Origin of the sequence: Veillonella sp. 3310, assembly GCF_003999875.1 — a bacterium.
GTDB lineage: Bacteria > Bacillota > Negativicutes > Veillonellales > Veillonellaceae > F0422.
Window position 1 is genome coordinate 119185 of sequence record NZ_RQVJ01000003.1, and the last position, 20683, is coordinate 139867.

Genomic DNA, 20683 nt, shown 5'->3' on the forward strand with positions numbered 1-20683 from the left:
TGATATTTTGTTTGTAGGAGGTCTTTATGAAGTATATCTTAGCAATTATGCTTGCGATAGTACCTATTATTTTAGGAAACAATGTGCAAGCAGAACGATTGATGAACGTGAGTGCATACACTCACACTGGTAACGTAATGGCAAATGGTGAGTATCCACATGTAGGGGCAGTGGCTAGTGACGATTTACCATTGGGTACAAAAGTATTAGTAAACGGGCAAGAGTATATCGTAAAAGATAGATTTGGCGGTGGATACACTGACAGATTAGACATCTTTATGGATACATACGATGAAGCTATTGAGTTCGGTAGACAGTGGCTTAACGTTAAAGTCTTGGGATAACAAGTATAGTAGAAACAAAGGGGAATCTTCCCTTTTGTTTCCAGTACAGTCGAAATCATTATGAACACAAAAGAAATCAGCAAAATAAGTCCTAGAAGAGAGTATTGTCTAAGAAATTATAAGCAATACTGGTGGACATATGAATGGTATATGTGTGACTTATACAGGATTACTAAGAAAGATAAAAGATGTCCTCTATGTCGTTGCAGGGCTAACTACTCAAGGATTCGTAAGATTGGAAAACGCAATAAAAAGACGGGAGTTATATACAAATGAGGGTAGAAATAAAATATATAGAGTCTTTAAATAAATGTATCAACGGCATGAGTATGTGCTATGGTGCAAAATGTAGTATCAACTCACTAGTAAAAGCAGTTGGTGCTGGTCATCTATCCTTGCTAGAACATGCGAATGCAACGTTTGAAGTAGAGTGCAGTCAAAAGTGTTTAGCACAGATTACAAGGCACAGACATTTCAGCTTTACGGTTGAATCCACACGTGGGAAGGATATCACGGAGAATGGGTACTATGAGTTACCACTGAAAGACAAAGAACTCAACGATACTATCAATCAGTTGTGGAAACTAAGTGTTGAAGCCTATGGACTACTAGTCGATAGTGGTGAGTCTAAAGAACATGCAGCCTATGTATTGCCACTCATGACAAACGTAAAGTTTTATATCACTGGAAATTTACGAGTGTGGTTTGAATATCTACAGAAAAGACTATGCAATAGAGCCAGCGATGAACATAAAGAACTAGCACTAGAGATTTACAAGCGATTACACGTACAGTATCCACCTATTTTTAATTCTACGGTCATGGGTCTGTGTGAGGGATGTAAAGAGAGTTCTTGTGACTTCACCGTACATAAAACGCAAGCCAAAAATCCACTAGTAAAAGTCATTAAAGAAATGGAGCAAGAATTATGAACACGTTGACATTATGGACTGCATTTATCTTTATTTTGGTAGAGACATTTTTATTCATTTACTTAACGTATTTAATTCAACAAAACAATCTATTAACTCAATTCTTATCAAAAAAGAATTGGTCTAATGGATATATAGATTTATAAAAAGGAAAGCAAAATTTGATTATACACTACTATTTAGCAGATATTGCCAATGACGGCAACATGTATTTGTTAGGAGTTAGTGGAGACGATAGTAACGAAATATTAGATTATCTTGAGAGCCAATATAAAGAGGTAATCTATTTAGAAACAAAAGAAAAGAACAAGCGAAATCGTAAGCATGGGTCAAAAGAAATACCATGCGGAATGATTGTAACATGTAAGTATTATTGCGATAGGTGTCAATCACTTGTTAGGTCAAAGAGGATTGTTAAACACGACAGGAGATTTACAGTATGGCAATAACATTGATTTCTTTTCTTGCAGAAAATTACAACGAGATAATCGAACTAGAGAGACTATATCGTATGGACTCATTTCAAGCGTTTACAGACGATAGAAAACAGGCGAGGATATACAAGAAGCTGTTATCGTATGGTGAAACGTTTGTAGAATCTCCCGAAGAGTTAATCATTCGTGAAGAGGATAACAAGGCGATGTTAAAAGCATGTCTTGCGGTCAAACGTAAAATCGGGGAGAAAAAATTTCATATGATGTGGCTTCGATATGGCTATCAAATGAAAATATCAAAGATTGCAGACCAAATGGGATACAGTAAACAATACGTATCTAAAGCAGTAAGACAGGCGATGAGAGACAGCATGCGTACAATCATTAGAATGATACGTCAAGGCGTGTTAGACAAAGATATGCTATCTAATAAACGTGGGTACTATGTGGCAACAACACCACAAAATAAACTACGGTATCCATGCGACAGTGCCAAGGAAACGTGGGTAGAAACAACAGTTAGAAATAATCAGCTACGATACAAAACTAAATGCATGATTCCCGAATATCTACATGATTCGTTTAAAGATAAAGAAACAATGTGTATTCTTTGTCAGAATCACTTAGGAGAAAGCACATGTACTAGAAAGTCAGCAAATAAAGGTAAAGGAGAATAACCATTAATATTACAGCACAATCACTAAATGACAATATGTTGAGCGTACGTTTAGACGCAGATTATGTATATCTAGCAGATGTATCTGACATACACATCGGCAACATTTATCACAACAAAGAAGTCTTTGAAAAATTCATCAAGAGTGTCGCAGAGATTCCAAACATGTATGTAATCATTGGTGGTGATTCGACAGACGGAAGTAGCACTACTACCGCAAGTTCTTTATTCGAGGAAAACATACATGGGTCTGAACAAGTGTTGACGGCGGTAAAAATGCTAGAGCCTATCAAAGACAGAATATTATTCGTACGTAGTGGAAACCACGGATATGAACGTGCATTAAAGCACGGCAAGATGATTCCCGAACAGATGTTAGCCTACATGCTTGATAAGCCGTTTTACCACGGATGTGCTAGTGCTTTTATCAATGTACGTGAAAACTGTTATGTTATTGGCACATGGCACAACTCTAAAAGACCTAATGCGATGGAATGGCTACAGACGGATATAACATTCTTTGAACATCTACATAAGACAGACTATGAACGCAAGCTAGTGGCACAGCCTAATAGATATGCTAAATGCTGGACGTTAAAAGAACGTTACGATATTCAAACAGGGTCATTTCTTGGATGGGGAGGCTATAGCGCAGATAAAGGCTATAGACCATCCAACAGTGGTACAGCGGTTGTTGAACTAAGCGGTGGACATAACAAGCGAGGTATCAGAGTGTTTGAACACATTGACCATGTTAAAGAGTTAGTAACACTTAGAAAGCAAATTCAAAAGGAGTAGCATATGGGTAGTATACGCAAGGTGAAAACACCAATACAAGCAATCGTTAAGAAATGCATGGAATGTTGCTGTAGTGTCAAAGAAGAGGTTAGACAATGCGATATGTACGATTGTGCATTATGGGGATTTAGACTTGGCGATGAAGTACCTATTGAGAAACCTAAAGAGAAAAAGACAAAACATAAGAAATAACATTCTGAAAACACATCAAGTAAAAATGGTGTGTTTTATTTTTTAGAGATATTTATTCCAAAAAGTATTTACAATATTCTGAAAACGTGCTATTATATAAACAAGAAAGGAGATTTTAGAAACAAATGAGTGAAAAAGACAAATACAAGTCATACAATCGACAGTTTAGAGAAACTCATTTAAGTATTCCAGAAACAAGAGAGTTGCTAGTAAATGACGGCATTGAAAAGAATGTGAAGAAGATTCAACGGTGTCATAAGTGTGGTAGTATTCCACGGGCAGTATATCAACAGTACAGGAATAGAAACGTCAATCGGGTCTATTTAGAGTGTAGGTATCACATGGCAAATAGAACCTATGTATGCTGTAGTTTAGATACGGCGTACAAGTGTTGGAAATTTATCAACAGAAGAGGTGAAGATAATGAATAAAGTAGAAAAAGCAGCAAGAGAAATTATGAATCAATTATCAGAAGAAGAACTGGTCAGCTTTTTGCAACAGGATTACTCATCTTTAATTAAATTCCTAGAGTTGCGAGTAAAGTCAATCAATGAAGATACAGAAACAAAAGATAAAACAGATAGGGTAGTTAATGAAGTTATTGCTATGACATTAGAAACATTAAAAGATTTCTTAGTAGATATTAACAGCAAAAAAGGAGAGAAATAAAAATGTTATAAGTTGTTTAAACCAAAGGGAGAAATGGAATGATGAGATTCAGTAATAGAACGTCAACAGTTGGATATGCGCTTGCTTTCATAGTAGGTGGATTGTTGGCAGAAAATAATTTAAACTCAGTAAACGCATCCACATTATGGTGGATGTTTGGAATCGGAGCGTTGTGGTTATGGTTAGTATTTAGTGATATTAAACACCGAATCCAACGTTTGGAAAAGGAAAATAGACAATATAGGGAGGTATATCATCATGTTTGATACAGACTTAGTTATGAGTGTGGGAAGAACGATAGGCGAACTTAGTGATGAAAGTAGCGAGTTACTTGGATTCCTTGATAAAGTTGCAAGCAACACAGACTTTAAAAGTAAAACACGTGACGACATCGGTAAAGAAGTTAAATCCATCGAAACATCACTAGCCAACATTACACAGATTTTGGCTTTAGAGTTAAAAGGAGAATAAGCATGAAAGAAAGAACACGTGGATTTGAATCCATCAAAGGGTATACAGCCGTATTACCTACACGAAAAACTAAAGGCAGTGCAGGGTATGACATCTCAGTACCACAACGCACGGTACTACCAGCTGGTAAGCTAACTGTAGTAGGAACTGGATTAAAAGCCTACATGTTAGACGATGAGTATTTAGCCGTACATATTCGCTCCAGCATGGCAATCAAACGTGATGTCATCATGGTGAATGCCACAGGAATTATCGACAGCGATTACTATGAGAATGTAGATAATGACGGTCACATTCAGTTGCCACTACTTAATCTTGATACTAAAGATATTATCTTAGAAAAAGGCGAACGAGTAGCACAGGGAATTTTCATGAAATACTTACTCACAGATGATGATAATTCCACAGATACACGTAACGGTGGGATTGGGTCTACGGGTAAATAGCAATGGATAAAATATACATAGTATATCACCATGATGTGGATTCTCTAATTTCATACGATAGATACGTATATTCGGTGCATAATAATCTAGTTGATAGCTTGCGTTCGATTGCTAGAGCGTATGAACAGTTAGATAAAAACCAAAAAGAGTATGAAGAGTTATTGCGAACTGGTGCTCCAAATGATGACAAAGAGTTTTACGAAATCGAGGATAAACTCAGCTGGTTGTTAAGTCGTACGAAGGCATACAACAGATATTCACTAGAGGAAGTGGCTTTAGATGAAGAAACTGGAGAGGTAATCAGTACTTGTATGCTAGATAACAAAACAGGCAAGAGAATCTTTTAAAAGGAATAGGTGGAAATGGTCAAATATCTGAATAAAGCAAATAAAACGAATTTGTTGATATTGTGCTTGATGGCTTCAGAAGCACAACATATAGGTCAAGCCTTGCAACTAGAAGGGCAACTTAAACGCAAGGCAACAACAATAAGTACATACGCACAGAATCTCTTTCAAGAGATAATGGAATGTCTTGACGATAGTCAAAAGAAACAGATGTTAAGGCTTATTAGAGATAACACAATAGAGGTAGTGCCTACTAATGTGTTTACTAAACGAGAAAGACAGGATGAGGAAGATTCTTGGGTGACAATACTAGCACAAAAAGCCTTTGAATCAAACTGTATCAAGTGTCGATTGAAAGACCATAATGCATGCAGTCTAAAAGACGCAATGATACATATGGGGATAGATATGGTGCATGAGAATACAGACGATTGTCCGTATCGTGTACAGTTCGATGAACAGGGGAATTTTATCCATGACTGATTTCTTTAGCAGATATAACAAACAGGTAAAAGATGACCTTGCGATTATCGATATCGCAATTACAAACGTATATAAAGAAATGAAAAAAGCCAAACAGCATGCACTGGAGAATGGTATCGATGTGAAACCGTTTGATAGACTTCTTTCAGTGTACCATGCAATAGATAGAACTCATGCACATATCTATACGGCGTTACAGCAATTCAAGCTAGACATTAGAACAATTCTAGTGAAAGTCTTTGACATGTATATATACGTTGATACGTTATATCATTGGTACAAACTAAGTGGGTATAGCCAGCTTGAGCAAGAAATCTATAACTTATATGTGCTAAGTAAACATCTATATGATTGGACATTTAGAAAACATCAAGCGATTAACGCAGGAGGAGTATGAATCCATTGATAAATTACCGTGGTGGTAAAAAGCTGGAGATTAAATATTTCAAGCATTACATACCAGCGGAATATAACAGATATATAGAACCCTTTATTGGTGGCGGTGCGGTATATTTTCACTTAGAGCCACTAGGCAGAGCAATAATCAACGATGTAAATAAACATCTGATTAATTACTATAGAGGTATCGTTACAGACGGCAACAGGGTGATAGAAGAACTTAAAGAATTAAAGTCTACTATTGGTAACATGAAAGATGTAGACCGTGAACGTAAACTCTTTAATGAACTAAGAGATTGTTACAACGGATTAAAAGACAGTAAGTATCACGAATCTACGTTATATCACTTTTTGAATAAACTAAGCCATGGGTCAAGGTTCAGTGTCAACAGTCAAGGACATTATAACAACTCATATGTAGGTAGACCTAACCTACCAGTGACGGTTACAGAAAAACATGTTGAGTTACTAAAGAATACACAGATATGTAATACAGACTACAAAGAAATCATGAACATGGCAACAGAAGATGACTTTATCTTTTTAGACCCTCCATATGATTGTGCATACACTTGTTATGGTAACAAAGGAAATCCATTCAAAGAACAAGAGCATGTAGAATTATGTGGGATGTTTAAACAGTCTAAAGCTAAAATCTTAATGATATTAAATGCCACAGACTTTACAAGGCGGTTGTACAACGAATATATCGTTGATGAGTATTCTAAACGATATGCAATGCACATAACTGATAAGCCAAATTCACCACCAGCTAAACATCTCATTATTAAAAACTACTAGGAGTGCTATGGACACAATACGAATGAATACTATAATCTTCTATACGGTGATTAAAATCGTTAATGCTATCAAGATATTAAAAACAGCGAATATCGAAAAGATAGATAACGATAAGTTTAAAAACAAAATGTACTGTATATATGTGAGTGGTGCTTTAGAGAGTATTCTAAGAACATTGTCGCAAGTCAAAACTAGCAAGAATAAACTACAGACTTTAGGCAAGGCGTGGAAAAAGCTAGAGATTCTTAAACAGTCTATAATCTATAGGTATAAATATTTTGACGAACTTGGGGTAGATGGACTTGAGGTTAGACATTTGATAGAAAACTCAGAGATAAGCCTATCGGCATATCTACTGAAAGAAACAGAGGTGAAACAATGACAGACAATGAAACAAGAGAAATTAAACGGTGCTATGGAAATGTGGAAAACCAAATCGATGAGATTCTAGCAACGATTGATACTATTGACCGTAACGAAATCAAGGCAAGACTAAAGAATGCGGCGCTAGATATTAAGAAAATCGGTTATTGTCTTTATGGATGGGATGACGAAAAGACAAAAATCATCCAATACGATGAAAAGCTGGAAGAGATTTTTAATTATGTAGACAGCAAGCTGGTAAATGCATATTGTTATTTTATTGAGGATAATGAACTAACAGAAAATGACAGTGTGATGTTTTACCCTAAATGTACTGCATTGGCGATTTTCAACATGCTGACAGAAGCAGAGGAATGCGTAAGAGAATATACGTGCATGGAATACGGTCGAATTGTTAGACTAAGGCATGTTGGGTCGCTTGTTAGTAGACTGATTGTTATTGAGGACGTTGTTGAAACTCACAAAAAGGTATTACTGGAGCTTGGTGTCAACGGTGAAGCGGTTCTATGTGAACTACGTGGAGCGATTTTAAAACTACAGCATTTTTTATGGAAACATATTCCACCTATTAAACAGTAAGGAGTAGTCAATTAACTGTAACTGAAAGGAGAACTATTAGACATGGAAACAACTGAAAAATATAAAGTATCCATTAACGGTATGATTTCTATTCAATGGTCAGATGAAGTTGGGAGGTTGCTAGAGGCGGTAAAAGAGCATTTATCAACAGCACGTTGGCGATTTATCTCAAACAATGTATTCATTGGTTCTGATAAAGAGTTTTTTCAACAGAATTGTGTGACTTTGGCAATCTATTATATGTTGTTCGAAATCGATACCAATGTAGGCGATTATAAACATGAATGCCACAAAGCATACGTTAAATTAAGAAGTATTGGTACTTTTGCAACACGATTAATCATTCTCGAAAATTCTGTAGAAGAGTACTGTAGAGAACTTAACGCATTAAATATTGACAGCGAGAAAGTTCTAAGCGACCTGCACAAAGCGATTTCACTATTACAAAAGTTTTTACACGAGCAAAATCTATCCGTTAGATAACAGGAGCAATACAGATGAAAAACACAACGTTTGAACAGTTGGTAAACACGTTACAACAACAAACGTGTAAGCTAAAGAAAATCGTAGTCGATGATGTCTCTTTAGACAATAAACGGTTATCTATCTACGGTAGTTCTATCTACATGTATATTGCAATGATTACAGACATTATAAATGTATATGTAGATGAACTACAGAAAGAAACTGCAGGATGTGGCGATAGTGTCAAAATGGTAGACGCAGCAACGGTAACAGCCGTATGCTTGCTACTATTGAATATCAAGCAGAAAATGGATATGGATATTAAACCGTTTGAAGAACTACCGCTTAATCTATCGGAATTTAAAGCTGTAGTTGAGTACATGCTGGACAGTATTGAATGTTGTATCGGTAGGAAAGCAGTGCAAGAACAAAATCTAAAGTATTCTAAACCTACTGTAATTCACTAAGGAGAACAAAAATGAAACTAACAAGCGATTCTTTCAAGGGAAATATTTGCATGATATCTCATATAGCATGCGAACTTGAGAATGTTGCTATGTATAGCACTGTAGATGAATCTAAAGATAATGAATGCAATGCAAAATCATTAAAGTGTACAATGCATTCGATGGCAAACATGTTACAGTCGCATGGAATGAACTTAACGGTCAATATCAAGACAAAACGGAGTAAGCCAAAACGTGAAGATATTATTCTGTTAAAATCCATGCGAATGCTAGCCAAAAGTATTGAGGACTTGATGATGAGAAACATGGAGTTAGTCACAATGATTAATTTTGACAGAGTGGAATACATGCAAAAACTGACGTTCTTAATCGACATGATAAAAGAACTAGAGGATAAATACGGTGATATTCATGAATAAATCGTTTGAGATATTGGTAAATTATATACATCTTAAATTAGATTTAATCGAACATGAGTTAGAGAAATCAGAGTATCTACAGGTAAGTCGCGCACCACGCAATATAATAATGCTAGTTGTGCTCTTAGTTATGCATATTAAACGGTGCAAGGCAAATCCTATATTTGATAAATTAAGTGACCTTTGTGAAGATGAAGTGTTATCTAATCTATGTGCTATATATGATTCATCTTACAGAATGGAAAATGCATATTATGAGCGTATCGGACAGATTGATTGTGAAGGAGATAGTGCATGCAATATCTATGAGTTACTGAGCGATATTACTTCTGATATATTACATTTCCTACAAACAAAACATGTAGGATTCCGTCAAAGAGTGGAATAAACTGTAGTTATTTATTAGGGGGTAAGCACGATGAAATGTTTAGCTATGTGTAAAAGTTCGCCATGCATGGGTTGCGAACATAGAAGTATTGGATGTCATGATAAGTGTTCTAAGTACGGCGAATACAAAGCTATATTATATAAAGAATCACAAGAACGTATCGAACGTGTTAGAACATGGTATCCTAACAAGTCAGAAGCGTCAATTTGTGGACATAGAAATACATTTCATTCAAGACGTAGAGAGGTGGTGGCTACTCTATGAATAGATTTCTTATCGGGGTAATGGTATCAATGCTACTGATTGCAATCACAGGCACAGTATTCACAGGTACAGACCGTCAATAGTGTCTAATGTTTATTGGATTTGTGATGTTTACTTGGGGCATTGCAGAAAGTTTATTATCAAGCAAGGAGAAATCATGAATAGTTTTTCAACAAAATACATTATTTCAATTATTATACTCACTATACTTATTATCGTATTTAGAGACCCAGAGATTGCAGAAATCTTACGAAATTTATTAGGCTGTATTATCTTACTAGCTTTTGTAGAAACAATGAATATTCTTTTAAACAAAGCAAAGGGAGATTAAATTGTGAATAGTTTTACCTTAAAGTATATAATCTCCATATTGGTCATTGGTGTTATTATGTTGTTTACTGACAATATAAAGACAGCATGTTTACTATTTCTTGCGGGGTGTATTGTTATATTAGCAATTGCAGAATCATTTACGGTTGATTGGGAAGAAACAAAAAAGGTGAAGAAGAATGAAACAACATATAAAAAGGTGGATGTATCTGTACATGTTTTACCTAGTCGCAATTCCTAACTTCTTTGTTACTAATAGTGTAATCAAATTAGGTTTAATAGGTATTATGATTTTTCTATTGATTATGTTCTATCGGTCAACGGTAGATAGAATCTATAGAAAAAGATAGGAGGAATCATATTGTTATCAGAATATGGAAAGACCTTGCGGAAAATACGCATAGATAAGGGCTTGACGATGGCACAAATGGCAAAAGCCGTTGGCATTACATCGGCATATTTGTCAACGATAGAACGAGGTAATCGAAAAATTCCAAAGAACCTAACTCAAAATATTATCGGTCATTATGAGTTATCCAATGAACAAGTTGCAGAATTACAAAAAGCAGAACTTCAAAGTATGGATAGTCTTGAGATTGAATTATCAGCTGTTAGCCTACATAAAAAGACTTTGGTGTTGTCGCTTGCAAAGAATCTAAAGAATATGACATACGAACAAGTCGCAAGGATTAAAAGCATTATGGAGGAAAACTAATGGATATACATATGTGGGTATCAATCGTGAATGTGCTGCTAGCTTTCACAGTAGGTGCATTAATGGCGAGGGATACAGACTTGCCTATATGGATTTTGAGTTTAGTGTATTTTGTAGTAACAACATTAGTACATGTAGTTGGACTTTACATCTTTAGTATAAAACCGTGAGATACTTTCTTGCTTTAAAATCTATAGGATAAGGCATAGAAGAATAGGAGAATTATGGCTAAAGAATTAAGCGACATTAGGTATAGTCTATCAAGAGTGTTAGATAAAGTTTCAACGTTGTTTTATATATCTAAATTAAAAGGCAATCTATTAATGAGTGAATTGCTAGACAATAGTAGGTTGATGTTGTTCCAATCTACCTATAGCAATCCACTTAATTCTTGCTCAAGTGAGATTTGCAATAGTAGTAATATTTTTGAATTAGACGGCGAATATCTGTTGGTTTGGGGTAGAGCAAAAACAGCGCTTATCGTTATCAATCATATTACGCAGAGTTGTCAAGACAGTAAGTACATTGATGAGATTAAAGAAGTCGAAGAAGAATTATCTTTAATTGTTGATGAAATGGAAGATTTTATCCGTTTGGTAATCGTTGATATTGACAGTATTGAAGAATCGGAGTTAAATGTGATATCATGACAGAAAAAGAACTTGTTGAATACATTCAACATAGACTTGACGAGATAATTGACGTTATTGAGCGTGCAATTGAAAATGGAGATGGTGACTTTGAAACAAATTGTCTCTATAAGTATCTAATCATGCAATGCAATAGCACAAAGAGTTTTGTCGGAATTGCGTCAACGAGACCGTGGCGTAAAAAAGATTTATGCAGAATATATCATTTAATTTACAACTCTATGCTATCTATTGATTTGCTTTTTGAGTACGAAAAAGATAATTTTGGATACTACGAGTACACAGACTTGGATGAATTGTTGACAGATTGCATGCAAACGTTAAGCGGTCAAATGTTATTAACACAATAAAATCTCTTAAATAGATAGAAAGTGGGTGAAACAATGACAAAAGAATGGAAACTTAGGGTGATATATCACAGGTTGACAGAAACAGTTGATATTTTTAGATACAATCAAAAATCATATAAAGGCGAGGGAATAGAGTCAATATGTGCATTAAGATATGCTATTACAGTATGTAAAGTTGTGAAATCAATTGTTGATGAGATACAGAATAAGAATAAGCAAGGGAAAGAACTTGTCGAACTTTTGTATTTATCAAAATTTATTCTACACGGGATTAATGAGACAAGTTATTACGTACCGTATAGATTAGAAACTGGAGACTATTCAATAGTTAAAGAGAATTTTGAAGTGTGCATTGATGCGCTAGATAGATTAATTAAATCTTATGAAGAATGCGACTGACAATAAGTAGCCGTGTGATATATTCATGTGGCTATTATTTTTATAAATAATGTATTGACAAAAATAAATAAAACATGGTATTATATACGTGTAGGTAAGCTACACGTTATTTATTTAAGCTAAGTCAGAAAGAGGTATCTATATGACAAAGAAAGAACTCGGCGATAAAATCAAATATATAGAACGAGAGTATTTGCTAACACTAGGAATATATCAATTAAGACGGCTTAATGAACTAATGGATACACTCAGCATTAGACATCCACAGTACGACCAGCTAGAAGGATTCATTGGGTTTGTAAACAGTAGACTGCAAGCGAACGAAGAACTAAAGAGTTATTTGCATTCGCTAACACCAAACAAAGATGTACTTGATGAGATATATTCAGCTGTAGAATGCAGATTTTATATTCATCTGAAAGATTCGTTCGTTCGTGGCGCAGAAGATTTTCTTGATACTATCAGCTGGAGACATCCACAGTATGACGCGCTGGAGGAAGCTATTAAGTTTGCATACGAGCAATGTGAACAGTGGGATGATTTGTTAAACTACGTAGATTCAGAATTGGGTGGCTACTGTTAGGAGTAGCTACTAAGGATAACGATTAGAATTATGTAAAAGGAGAATGAATGATGAGTGAGTCTGTTGATAAATTTGAGTTAGAAGCACATTATCTATATGAAAATACGCCCAGTAAAAACCGTAAACTACGGGCACTTCTGTATCCAACAGAGGTATATGACGCATTTAACAATCTCATAGAAAAAGGTGCAAAAAGACCTGCGACTGTTTGTGCTTCTATGTTGAGATATATTGAAAAGATTGAAACCAATGGATTTAGAGAACCTGCTGGAGATGTCGAACTGAAACCATACATTTTACACAATAAAAACAAAAATAAAAAGAGAGTCTCTGTATGTATTCCAGTGGAACTATTAGAGAGATTTGAGGGGTTAGATGTACCAACAAACAACACCTTAACATACACATTAGCTATGTATGATTACTTATTAAGTAAAGGGGAGATGTAGTATGACAAAAGGCGAAGAACGAGCGGTTATTTTGAAGAATTGCAAGCAAAAAACAAAAATGTGCTTACTAACTGTACCAAAAAAACTAAAGGATTTGGTTGCGAAAGTAAGCAACGGTATTCCTGGAACGCAAGCAGTAATTATTGCTATGTGTGAGTACTTAGATGATGAGAATAGCAACACCAGCAATTCCGCAGATGTGGAGCTTAGAGCGATGATTGAGTGGGAAATAGCAGAAGAAAAAACTAGATACACCATTAGACTTCCGATTAGCTTAGTGGAAGAATTTTTCAGTTATAACCCCGAAAAGACTAGCACAGTAAAATATAATGAAGCTCTTTGGGGCTATGTGTTAAGGAGAAGTTAGTAGCTATATTCCAATGATAGAATGTAACAAGAGTAAAAATATGATTCCAAATTCAGCTGGTCTATTCTGTAAAAATGTAAAACAGAAATCACAGCATAACAAACTCTTTAGTGCGCTAAAGAAAATAAAACAAAAGAAATGCACCAAAAAGTATATAACTTTAGGTGCATTTTTAGTTTATTTAGTTACGTTTTTGTCTTGTTCTGAGTCTCCGTAGTAATTATTTGTGATGTATGTATTTTGATTGTTTTGCGTGTTGTCGCCACTTTGTTGAATTGTCTCAATATTGTTTTGAGTTGCTTCTCTTTGTCTTTCTAAAACATAAGAAATTAAAACATCACGAATAGCAATACTCATAGATTTTCCAACTGGAATAATTTTCAAAAAATCATCTCTTAGTGACGCTGGGATTCGTGGATGAATTGATACCAGCTGTTCATCTGTAGTGTAGTAATGATACATTTTTAAATATTCATAATCCAAATCTTCCATAGATTCCTCCAAAAATCCAAAATCCAATATTCCAAATTTAAAAAACAGAAATTTAAAAAATAAGAAGTAAAACCAAATTAATAAAACTGTAGAAATACTATTTGTTATAAATGCAGTATTTTAATCAATAAGGCTTCCCTAGTATTGTTGACGATAGAATGTACCTATGGAGAAATAAACGTATGTAGAAAGGCTGCGTAGATAATTCTACAGGTTATTTTGCATTTACATATATCACAGGGTTATTTTATCGTGCTATTATTGTCGTAAGGTTATTTTTTGCCTATATACAAGAACACCCCATTAGTTACCTAACGGGGGGAATCTTGCGTTATTTATAAGCCGTGGTTAATTCCACGCCAGAAAGGAAACGTACAAAGTTATAATCGTGATGGAAATGGAACACGATTATAACGTATCAGTACGTTACGTGTATATAATAACACAGTGAATATACTCTTGTCAATACTTCAATGATAAAAACTGAATGTTTTTGCCAAATATTTTTATATCAATAATTATTTCAATATTTGCTACACAAAAGTATTTAATTTGATGTATCTTTAGACTAGCAGCATAGATGAATACCACAAGGGAAATATCTATCCGTGCTGGTGCTTGGTGAGACATCTATATAATTTTTACCAAGTGCGATATACTATAGGTAAAAAATAAATCGTATATAGTTTTTAGAAATCACTATACGCTATGAATTTTTGATACCTCTATAGGATATATAGCACCCCTATATAGGCTATATGATGCGCCCCTATAGGGAGTTTTCTAGCCTTATATATTGGCGACCCTCGAATTCTTTAGCGGACTAAAGAATTAATTAAATGTTTAACTAAATAGATTGGAAATTTTTTAAAATTTTGCTTGACTTTTTAGCTAATCCGTGATATTTAAATAATAACAATAAATATAGCTCACTTTAAACTTAGAAAAAAGCTATAAATTTTTATAATTTATCTATTGACAAATATATACAAGTGTGATATAATAAAAGTGTAGTAAGGAAGTACTACATAGTTATTTATAAAGCTGGTACACCAGCGGGAAGAGGTACACGATGACAAAACAACAAATTAAAAAACAAGCGCAAGACTTCGCAATTCAAGTAATGACAATGCGCCACAATTATGATGAGGTTCAAGAGTTTATCAATAAGGCGGAGCTAGAATTGTTTGACGGCGAAAGTCTTGAGATTGCAGAGTTTACGGCGCGTAACTTATTCCCCGAAGATGAAAGCGACGCGTTGGACGATGAGCAATATTTGCTCAATTGCTTACAAGTAATTGAATACGCTTGCTAATATGTAGCGGTGGTTGCCTTATGGTTGCCACCGCTTTTTTGTATCATATATATGAATACATGAGTATATAAATCAAACGATATAAACTCATAAAAAATATACAATATTTTATAATTTAAGTATTGACAAAGTAATATAAACAATGTATAATGTAATTAAAGATAAGGGCAAGAGAAAAGCCCTACAAGTTATTTATAAGCAGGGTAAACCTGCAGAAAGAAGGTACAAAATGGAATTACAGGAAATGACGGCAGAACAAACAGCCGTATACAACTACTTAATAAGTCAAGTTGACTATACAGCAGAAGAAGCAACGGAAACAATCGAGCGTGGAGAGTATTCTGTATTTGAAAATATCGAAAATGCTTTAGAATACTGGGCGAATGTAGAAGGATTTGAAATTCCAGCGGGCTACACGGCAGATGTAACTGAAATATGGTTAGGCAACTTAGAACACGACCACGATTTATTAGACAAGTCTCCATCTTTAGGCTTGAGATACTCCGACAATGAAAGTCGAGCGGAGTATATGCACCAGCTAGAAAACTGCTTGCATGAAAGCCGTATTATTTACCTATACAATCAATGATATAAAAGCGGTATCCGCCGCCAGCACGTCAAGCGGTTAGGCGGTGGAATGTATTAAATAGTTATTTATTTAAGCCAATATATACGGCAGGAGGTTTATAATGGATTTTGAAAAATTAGATACAGAACAAAAGGAAGTTTATAGTTGCTTGGTCGACTCTATAGGCTATGATGAAGATGAAGCCTATGAGATAGTATCAGAATATGAGTATTCTCTATATGATAGTTTTGAAGATTTTATATATAACTCTATAGAATCTAACGGCTGGAATATTCCCGACTTTATAGAGTTTGATTTTGTTGGGATGTGGTTGCATACATTCTCACAATACTATAGCCAGTACAACTTTATAGACTACCCAAATTTCAAACGCAGTCCGAATTACCTATATAAAGACGAGCCAGAATATAAACATTGGAAGTTTTATTTTCTTGATATAATCAAAGATAGTAGATTCTTAGAAGTACATAGATAAGGGGGCGAAGAAATGACTAAAAAAGAACATCAAGAAATAATAAACAATATTAAAAACCAAATAGAAGAAAAAGCCTATCGAACAAACAACAATATAGAATCATACTTTGTAGACTTTGACGGATTGGCGATACTGGAAGAATTACATACGATTGTAAAAGACCTATCGTTTTGTACTACTGGTATACACCCGTGGCGTGATACGTTTGATAAAATGGAGCGTATGCTGGAGGATATAAAAGAGGAAATTCAAGACCTAAAGTATGACGTAATAACAGAAGTACAAGAATTTCTTGATGATATCAACGTTTAGGCGGTGAAGCATGCTGAGTCTATTTATAGTGTGGTTGATGTACCAGTATACAAACAGCAGATAAAACAAATCAAAAGAGATACAACGGCGGGAATACACCCCGCCGTTTTTCTATTGTCAATAAAAATAAATAATATTTTATATATTTAGTATTGACGAAGTATAATAAAAGATGTATACTATAAGTGTAGTAAGGAATGGTACTACATAGTTATTTATAGCAGGTGTAACCCTGCGGGAGGTATCACATGGAAACAATCACAATTAATAGAAGCGAACTTTTAAAAACTATCGTGGAGAGACTAGTTAAAGCAGATAAGTGGCTAGAGGAAGCTAGAAAAGAAGATGGAACTATTAATACGGATTGCTTAGCATTTGTTGAGTTTGCAAGAAGTTCAACAATAGCAGACGCATATATTGAATTGGGAGGCTTTACAGATTGGGAAGTTGCTGACGCTGTGGAAGAGTTAGAAAAGGCGGAGGCGTAAAGTCATGGAATACAACTATATGGAATTAACAATAAGCATTCACGGCAGACCATTCTTTTATAGAGTGAGAAACGACCACAACAGCTATATTATTACACTACATCATATTATTGATGGTGTATATAAATATGCTGGCGTTGACTTCGGTATTATTTTAGAGGGTGAAATAGAAAAAGAAATCAAAGAGAACGCGAACGATGAAAATTATACACCGTTCCCGACCCTTGAAATGTTTAAAGAATTAGGGGAGGAACTTGTTATAAGCGGTTGTGATGTATTTCCTGTGCGTTACCAGTTCGACAACTTGCGGGACTTTGTAGACTATCTAAGAAAATTCCCGCTTGAGATTGTCAAAGTAAACAAATACAATATATATACTTTAGAGGGGAAAAGCATTTATAGAGTTTTTTACGTTGATGAGTTTAGCGACTACGGTTATAGTTTAATTTGTGAAATCCAATCAGAAATAAACGATGAAAATTTATATAATGAATTGGATAGTATCAATACAGATAATGCCGTAGAAATAATACTTGGTGGAATTAAACAAGTATTAGCACGTTACGGCTACAAGCTAACAGAAATGATTCCACATTAATTACAACGGCGGTTAGTCCTACAGATTGACCGCCGTTATTGTCGCCAGCTTGCAAGCTGTTGTATAATATAATCGTAAACAATCTGTAAGTTTTTATAATATAGATATTGACAATTAGACATAACTGTAGTATACTGTAATTAAAGATAGGACATCAATTGATACCATACATGTTATTTATAAGTGCTGAAACATACCAGCAGAAAAGAGGTGCACGATGGATATAGTAATAAACCTAAATATGACTAATAGCCAAATATTGGCAATCGTTCAAAGTATAACAATTGGTAAAATAGACTTTGACAGCCTTAATCGGGAAGATTCAAACGATGTTTTATACATCATGAATCAAGCATATAAAACAATATTGTTAGAGGTTGAGAATTTAAGAATACGATTGTCAAACCCCGACTATTCAGCCGATTATATTCGCAGTGGGATTCAGTCGGGGGAGTATGATTTTATAATGAATCTAACCACGACAAGAAACAATAGCCCCGCGAACTTTGGTAATTATTTTGTAAAATTAAGAGAATAAAAACGGCGGTAACAGTCAATAAGATTGTTACCGCTTTGTTATATCATATACATGAATACATGATAATATATCATAATGATGTACGATACAGCAGTATTCTCATTTAGATAAAACATTCTCAAATACAAAACTCTCTTATTTGTGTTATAAGGCTTATGACGGCTGTTTTAGGTATCATTATATTAGGCGACTATAGAACGCCTTATAGAGTGTATCGGGCACATTATAGCAAATATGATATATCATTCATGTAATAACTATAGCATAAATAGTCTATAGGGTGGGTTTTATAGATTTAATCTATATAATGTTACATTAGTTTTTATAACTTCAGTATTGACAAAAGTATATAATAATGATATACTATAGATGTAGTAAGGAATGGTACTACATGAGTTATTTATAGGGCTGGTGCATACCAGCAGAAAGAGTATAATATGGAAATTCAAACAATTGAACAAACTTTATACGAAATCTTGCCAGCACATTCAGTACGTGAAATGGTTGAGCAATACAACGGCGACCCGTTCAAGGCGTTATTTACAGCAGATATTTCTGAATGGAAAAACACAAAAGGAATAGGCTCAGCAGGACTTCGCAAGGTTAAGGCTTTGAAAGCAATCATTAACGGCTTTCAAGAAAAAAGAACGAAAGAGCTTATAGACGCCTCAACACCCGAAGCCGTATACAATACAATGCTTGACATGCAGTATTTACAAGTGGAGCAATTTCGAGCGGTATTCTTAAATGTGAAAAACAAAATAATAAAAACTGTTACTATTTCAAGCGGTGGATTGATGGGGTCAGTGGCAGAACAACGGAGTTTATTCCGTGAAGCAATCAAGGCTAACGCTGGGGCTATTATCCTTGTACATAACCATCCATCGGGAGACCCTACAGAGAGTGCTGATGATGTACGAGTAACTAAAATTATGGTAAAAGCTGGGGAAGTGATGGGAATACCAGTATTAGACCATGTTATTATAGGCGATGGGGTATACACCAGTTTATGCGAAAAAGGTATCATATAGGACGAAAAACAAGCGGTATTATTACCGCTTGTTTTTATGTCTACACATATAGAATCAATAAAAAAATATTACTATCTTTTATATATTAAGTATTGACAAAGTAGCATAAATAATGTATAATATAATTAAAGATAAGGCAATAGAGAAATTGACAAAGGTTATTTATAAGCAGGGCAAGACCTGCGGGAGGTATCAGATGGGGAAAATGACAAAAAGAGATAAAACGCTAGAAAGAAAGGGAAGGATTGCAAATATAAAATTGAAATACTACTACAATAAAATAAAAGTAGTAGAAGATAAAATAAAAGCCTTGCATGTAATCGACTACGGCGACTATTTTTGGCAGTATCGAGACGCAAAGCTTGATTATTTTTGGTGTGGCTTTGAGTTTGAATTGACTCCATACGGTCGGGAGTGTTTAGAACAAGGAATCCGAGACGAGTATTACGAATTTATAGAATACTTGTACGAAACGGGTCACTGTGTGCGTTGGCAACGTTCTAAATAAGTTTGGAGGTATAAGATGAAAACTTTGGTAAAATTCAACAAGAAAAGAACTATCTGCTGTTTCACGTTTCACGCTGGATGGTTCGGAGAGTTCTCCGACTGTGGCGAACTTGTAAAAGTATACGCCTATCCGTATGTAAACTATAACAGCCGAGAGAGGTCGGCTACATGGAATGCATGTAGAATATTTACAAGGAAATTTGATACGCTTATGACTAACTGGGAGTACAGGGAAAAACTTCCATCTATTGTATGTTGGCACTTTGACAATATCACAAAGTATAGAAAGCGTTGTTATATCGAAAACCTAAGAGCGGGATACGTAGGGGGAAACATGGAAATAAAAAACATTGATATTAATCAAATTATAAAAAAGTATCATGAAAACATGGAGACGGCAGAAAGAGCGTATAAAATATATGAAGATGAGATGAGTTTGAATGAACTACATGTACATCATTATTGCATAGGAAAAGCGCATATGCTATATGAATTGTTTAACTTAAAAGAATACGGGTTGTAATATTCTAAAGAGGT

40 protein-coding genes are annotated in these 20683 nt (G+C 34.8%); 39 read left to right on the forward strand and 1 reads right to left on the reverse strand.

Annotated features, from left to right (window positions below; all coding sequences use genetic code 11):
* Positions 1-26 precede the first annotated feature (26 nt).
* From EO127_RS05620 to EO127_RS05750, 29 genes are all read left to right on the forward strand, one after another.
* On the forward strand, positions 27-344 hold the full coding sequence (locus EO127_RS05620) for a 3D domain-containing protein (RefSeq protein WP_127448441.1): 318 nt from the start codon (positions 27-29) through the stop codon (positions 342-344).
* 272 nt (positions 345-616) lie between these two features.
* A complete protein-coding gene (thyX, locus tag EO127_RS05625) occupies positions 617-1276 on the forward strand; it encodes an FAD-dependent thymidylate synthase (RefSeq protein ID WP_127448443.1) in 660 nt (219 codons plus the stop codon).
* Positions 1277-1715: 439 nt separating this feature from the next.
* Positions 1716-2387 carry a sigma-70 family RNA polymerase sigma factor gene (locus EO127_RS05630; protein ID WP_127448445.1) on the forward strand — a complete coding sequence of 224 codons (672 nt, stop codon included), beginning with the start codon at positions 1716-1718 and terminating at the stop codon, positions 2385-2387.
* Between the two features lie 35 nt (positions 2388-2422).
* Entirely contained in the window at positions 2423-3184 is a 762-nt protein-coding gene (locus EO127_RS05635; protein ID WP_127448446.1) for a hypothetical protein, read from the forward strand.
* Between the two features lie 3 nt (positions 3185-3187).
* Complete coding sequence (locus EO127_RS05640) at positions 3188-3376, forward strand: hypothetical protein (protein ID WP_127448448.1); 189 nt, start codon at positions 3188-3190, stop codon at positions 3374-3376.
* 423 nt (positions 3377-3799) lie between these two features.
* Complete coding sequence (locus tag EO127_RS05645) at positions 3800-4045, forward strand: hypothetical protein (protein ID WP_127448450.1); 246 nt, start codon at positions 3800-3802, stop codon at positions 4043-4045.
* A 38-nt stretch (positions 4046-4083) separates the two neighbouring features.
* Complete coding sequence (locus EO127_RS05650) at positions 4084-4311, forward strand: hypothetical protein (RefSeq protein ID WP_127448452.1); 228 nt, start codon at positions 4084-4086, stop codon at positions 4309-4311.
* A complete protein-coding gene (locus EO127_RS05655) occupies positions 4304-4516 on the forward strand; it encodes a hypothetical protein (RefSeq protein WP_127448454.1) in 213 nt (70 codons plus the stop codon). Before EO127_RS05650 ends, EO127_RS05655 begins: the two co-directional genes overlap by 8 nt.
* A gap of 2 nt (positions 4517-4518) precedes the next feature.
* A complete protein-coding gene (locus EO127_RS05660) occupies positions 4519-4962 on the forward strand; it encodes a dUTP diphosphatase (protein ID WP_127448457.1) in 444 nt (147 codons plus the stop codon).
* Positions 4963-5036: 74 nt separating this feature from the next.
* Complete coding sequence (locus tag EO127_RS05665) at positions 5037-5309, forward strand: hypothetical protein (RefSeq protein ID WP_127448458.1); 273 nt, start codon at positions 5037-5039, stop codon at positions 5307-5309.
* A 15-nt stretch (positions 5310-5324) separates the two neighbouring features.
* A complete protein-coding gene (locus tag EO127_RS05670) occupies positions 5325-5792 on the forward strand; it encodes a hypothetical protein (RefSeq protein ID WP_127448460.1) in 468 nt (155 codons plus the stop codon).
* Positions 5785-6189 (forward strand): hypothetical protein, encoded by a 405-nt coding sequence (locus tag EO127_RS05675; protein ID WP_127448462.1) that lies wholly within the window; start codon positions 5785-5787, stop codon positions 6187-6189. Before EO127_RS05670 ends, EO127_RS05675 begins: the two co-directional genes overlap by 8 nt.
* Complete coding sequence (locus EO127_RS05680; RefSeq protein WP_127448464.1) at positions 6186-6992, forward strand: Dam family site-specific DNA-(adenine-N6)-methyltransferase; 807 nt, start codon at positions 6186-6188, stop codon at positions 6990-6992. Before EO127_RS05675 ends, EO127_RS05680 begins: the two co-directional genes overlap by 4 nt.
* Before the next feature lie 7 nt (positions 6993-6999).
* Positions 7000-7374: a hypothetical protein gene (locus tag EO127_RS05685; protein ID WP_127448466.1), complete on the forward strand. Its 375-nt coding sequence runs from the start codon at positions 7000-7002 to the stop codon at positions 7372-7374.
* Positions 7371-7955, forward strand: coding sequence for a hypothetical protein (locus EO127_RS05690; protein WP_127448468.1), 585 nt, complete (start codon positions 7371-7373; stop codon positions 7953-7955). Before EO127_RS05685 ends, EO127_RS05690 begins: the two co-directional genes overlap by 4 nt.
* Before the next feature lie 42 nt (positions 7956-7997).
* Positions 7998-8438, forward strand: coding sequence for a hypothetical protein (locus EO127_RS05695; RefSeq protein ID WP_127448470.1), 441 nt, complete (start codon positions 7998-8000; stop codon positions 8436-8438).
* 14 nt (positions 8439-8452) lie between these two features.
* On the forward strand, positions 8453-8887 hold the full coding sequence (locus EO127_RS05700) for a hypothetical protein (protein ID WP_127448472.1): 435 nt from the start codon (positions 8453-8455) through the stop codon (positions 8885-8887).
* A gap of 11 nt (positions 8888-8898) precedes the next feature.
* Positions 8899-9306 carry a hypothetical protein gene (locus tag EO127_RS05705; RefSeq protein ID WP_127448474.1) on the forward strand — a complete coding sequence of 136 codons (408 nt, stop codon included), beginning with the start codon at positions 8899-8901 and terminating at the stop codon, positions 9304-9306.
* Positions 9299-9694: a hypothetical protein gene (locus EO127_RS05710; protein ID WP_127448476.1), complete on the forward strand. Its 396-nt coding sequence runs from the start codon at positions 9299-9301 to the stop codon at positions 9692-9694. The genes EO127_RS05705 and EO127_RS05710 overlap by 8 nt, the downstream gene beginning before the upstream one ends.
* A gap of 421 nt (positions 9695-10115) precedes the next feature.
* Positions 10116-10289 carry a hypothetical protein gene (locus EO127_RS08730; RefSeq protein WP_164742301.1) on the forward strand — a complete coding sequence of 58 codons (174 nt, stop codon included), beginning with the start codon at positions 10116-10118 and terminating at the stop codon, positions 10287-10289.
* 3 nt (positions 10290-10292) lie between these two features.
* Positions 10293-10529, forward strand: a complete 237-nt coding sequence (locus EO127_RS05715) for a hypothetical protein (RefSeq protein ID WP_127448478.1) — start codon at positions 10293-10295, stop codon at positions 10527-10529.
* A gap of 120 nt (positions 10530-10649) precedes the next feature.
* A complete protein-coding gene (locus EO127_RS05720) occupies positions 10650-11003 on the forward strand; it encodes a helix-turn-helix domain-containing protein (RefSeq protein ID WP_164742302.1) in 354 nt (117 codons plus the stop codon).
* Positions 11003-11173: a hypothetical protein gene (locus tag EO127_RS08735; RefSeq protein ID WP_164742303.1), complete on the forward strand. Its 171-nt coding sequence runs from the start codon at positions 11003-11005 to the stop codon at positions 11171-11173. The genes EO127_RS05720 and EO127_RS08735 overlap by 1 nt, the downstream gene beginning before the upstream one ends.
* Before the next feature lie 54 nt (positions 11174-11227).
* Positions 11228-11653 (forward strand): hypothetical protein, encoded by a 426-nt coding sequence (locus EO127_RS05725; RefSeq protein WP_127448482.1) that lies wholly within the window; start codon positions 11228-11230, stop codon positions 11651-11653.
* The gene (locus EO127_RS05730) at positions 11650-12003 is read left to right on the forward strand and encodes a hypothetical protein (RefSeq protein ID WP_127448484.1); all 354 of its coding nucleotides are present in this window, start codon (positions 11650-11652) and stop codon (positions 12001-12003) included. The genes EO127_RS05725 and EO127_RS05730 overlap by 4 nt, the downstream gene beginning before the upstream one ends.
* Before the next feature lie 33 nt (positions 12004-12036).
* Complete coding sequence (locus tag EO127_RS05735) at positions 12037-12402, forward strand: hypothetical protein (RefSeq protein ID WP_127448486.1); 366 nt, start codon at positions 12037-12039, stop codon at positions 12400-12402.
* Positions 12403-12544: 142 nt separating this feature from the next.
* Positions 12545-12985 (forward strand): hypothetical protein, encoded by a 441-nt coding sequence (locus EO127_RS05740; RefSeq protein WP_127448488.1) that lies wholly within the window; start codon positions 12545-12547, stop codon positions 12983-12985.
* A gap of 47 nt (positions 12986-13032) precedes the next feature.
* Positions 13033-13434, forward strand: a complete 402-nt coding sequence (locus EO127_RS05745) for a hypothetical protein (protein ID WP_127448490.1) — start codon at positions 13033-13035, stop codon at positions 13432-13434.
* A 1-nt stretch (position 13435) separates the two neighbouring features.
* The gene (locus EO127_RS05750) at positions 13436-13801 is read left to right on the forward strand and encodes a hypothetical protein (protein WP_127448492.1); all 366 of its coding nucleotides are present in this window, start codon (positions 13436-13438) and stop codon (positions 13799-13801) included.
* A 177-nt stretch (positions 13802-13978) separates the two neighbouring features.
* Here the strand turns inward: EO127_RS05750 and EO127_RS05755 are convergent, their stop codons facing one another.
* Entirely contained in the window at positions 13979-14293 is a 315-nt protein-coding gene (locus EO127_RS05755; protein ID WP_127448494.1) for a hypothetical protein, read from the reverse strand.
* 1072 nt (positions 14294-15365) lie between these two features.
* Between EO127_RS05755 and EO127_RS05760 the strand changes: the two genes are divergently transcribed.
* The 10 genes from EO127_RS05760 (at position 15366) to EO127_RS05805 (ending at position 20669) form a co-directional block, all read left to right on the forward strand.
* The gene (locus EO127_RS05760) at positions 15366-15608 is read left to right on the forward strand and encodes a hypothetical protein (RefSeq protein ID WP_127448497.1); all 243 of its coding nucleotides are present in this window, start codon (positions 15366-15368) and stop codon (positions 15606-15608) included.
* Between the two features lie 229 nt (positions 15609-15837).
* Positions 15838-16197, forward strand: coding sequence for a hypothetical protein (locus tag EO127_RS05765; protein WP_127448498.1), 360 nt, complete (start codon positions 15838-15840; stop codon positions 16195-16197).
* Between the two features lie 100 nt (positions 16198-16297).
* A complete protein-coding gene (locus EO127_RS05770; RefSeq protein ID WP_127448501.1) occupies positions 16298-16672 on the forward strand; it encodes a hypothetical protein in 375 nt (124 codons plus the stop codon).
* 12 nt (positions 16673-16684) lie between these two features.
* Positions 16685-16984, forward strand: coding sequence for a hypothetical protein (locus EO127_RS05775; RefSeq protein ID WP_127448503.1), 300 nt, complete (start codon positions 16685-16687; stop codon positions 16982-16984).
* Positions 16985-17232: 248 nt separating this feature from the next.
* Positions 17233-17472 (forward strand): hypothetical protein, encoded by a 240-nt coding sequence (locus EO127_RS05780; RefSeq protein WP_127448505.1) that lies wholly within the window; start codon positions 17233-17235, stop codon positions 17470-17472.
* A 4-nt stretch (positions 17473-17476) separates the two neighbouring features.
* Complete coding sequence (locus EO127_RS05785; protein WP_164742304.1) at positions 17477-18070, forward strand: hypothetical protein; 594 nt, start codon at positions 17477-17479, stop codon at positions 18068-18070.
* Between the two features lie 217 nt (positions 18071-18287).
* Entirely contained in the window at positions 18288-18608 is a 321-nt protein-coding gene (locus tag EO127_RS05790) for a hypothetical protein (protein WP_127448511.1), read from the forward strand.
* A 437-nt stretch (positions 18609-19045) separates the two neighbouring features.
* Complete coding sequence (locus EO127_RS05795) at positions 19046-19639, forward strand: RadC family protein (RefSeq protein WP_127448514.1); 594 nt, start codon at positions 19046-19048, stop codon at positions 19637-19639.
* Between the two features lie 196 nt (positions 19640-19835).
* A complete protein-coding gene (locus tag EO127_RS05800) occupies positions 19836-20147 on the forward strand; it encodes a hypothetical protein (RefSeq protein WP_127448516.1) in 312 nt (103 codons plus the stop codon).
* Between the two features lie 333 nt (positions 20148-20480).
* A complete protein-coding gene (locus tag EO127_RS05805; RefSeq protein WP_127448519.1) occupies positions 20481-20669 on the forward strand; it encodes a hypothetical protein in 189 nt (62 codons plus the stop codon).
* Positions 20670-20683: the final 14 nt, after the last annotated feature.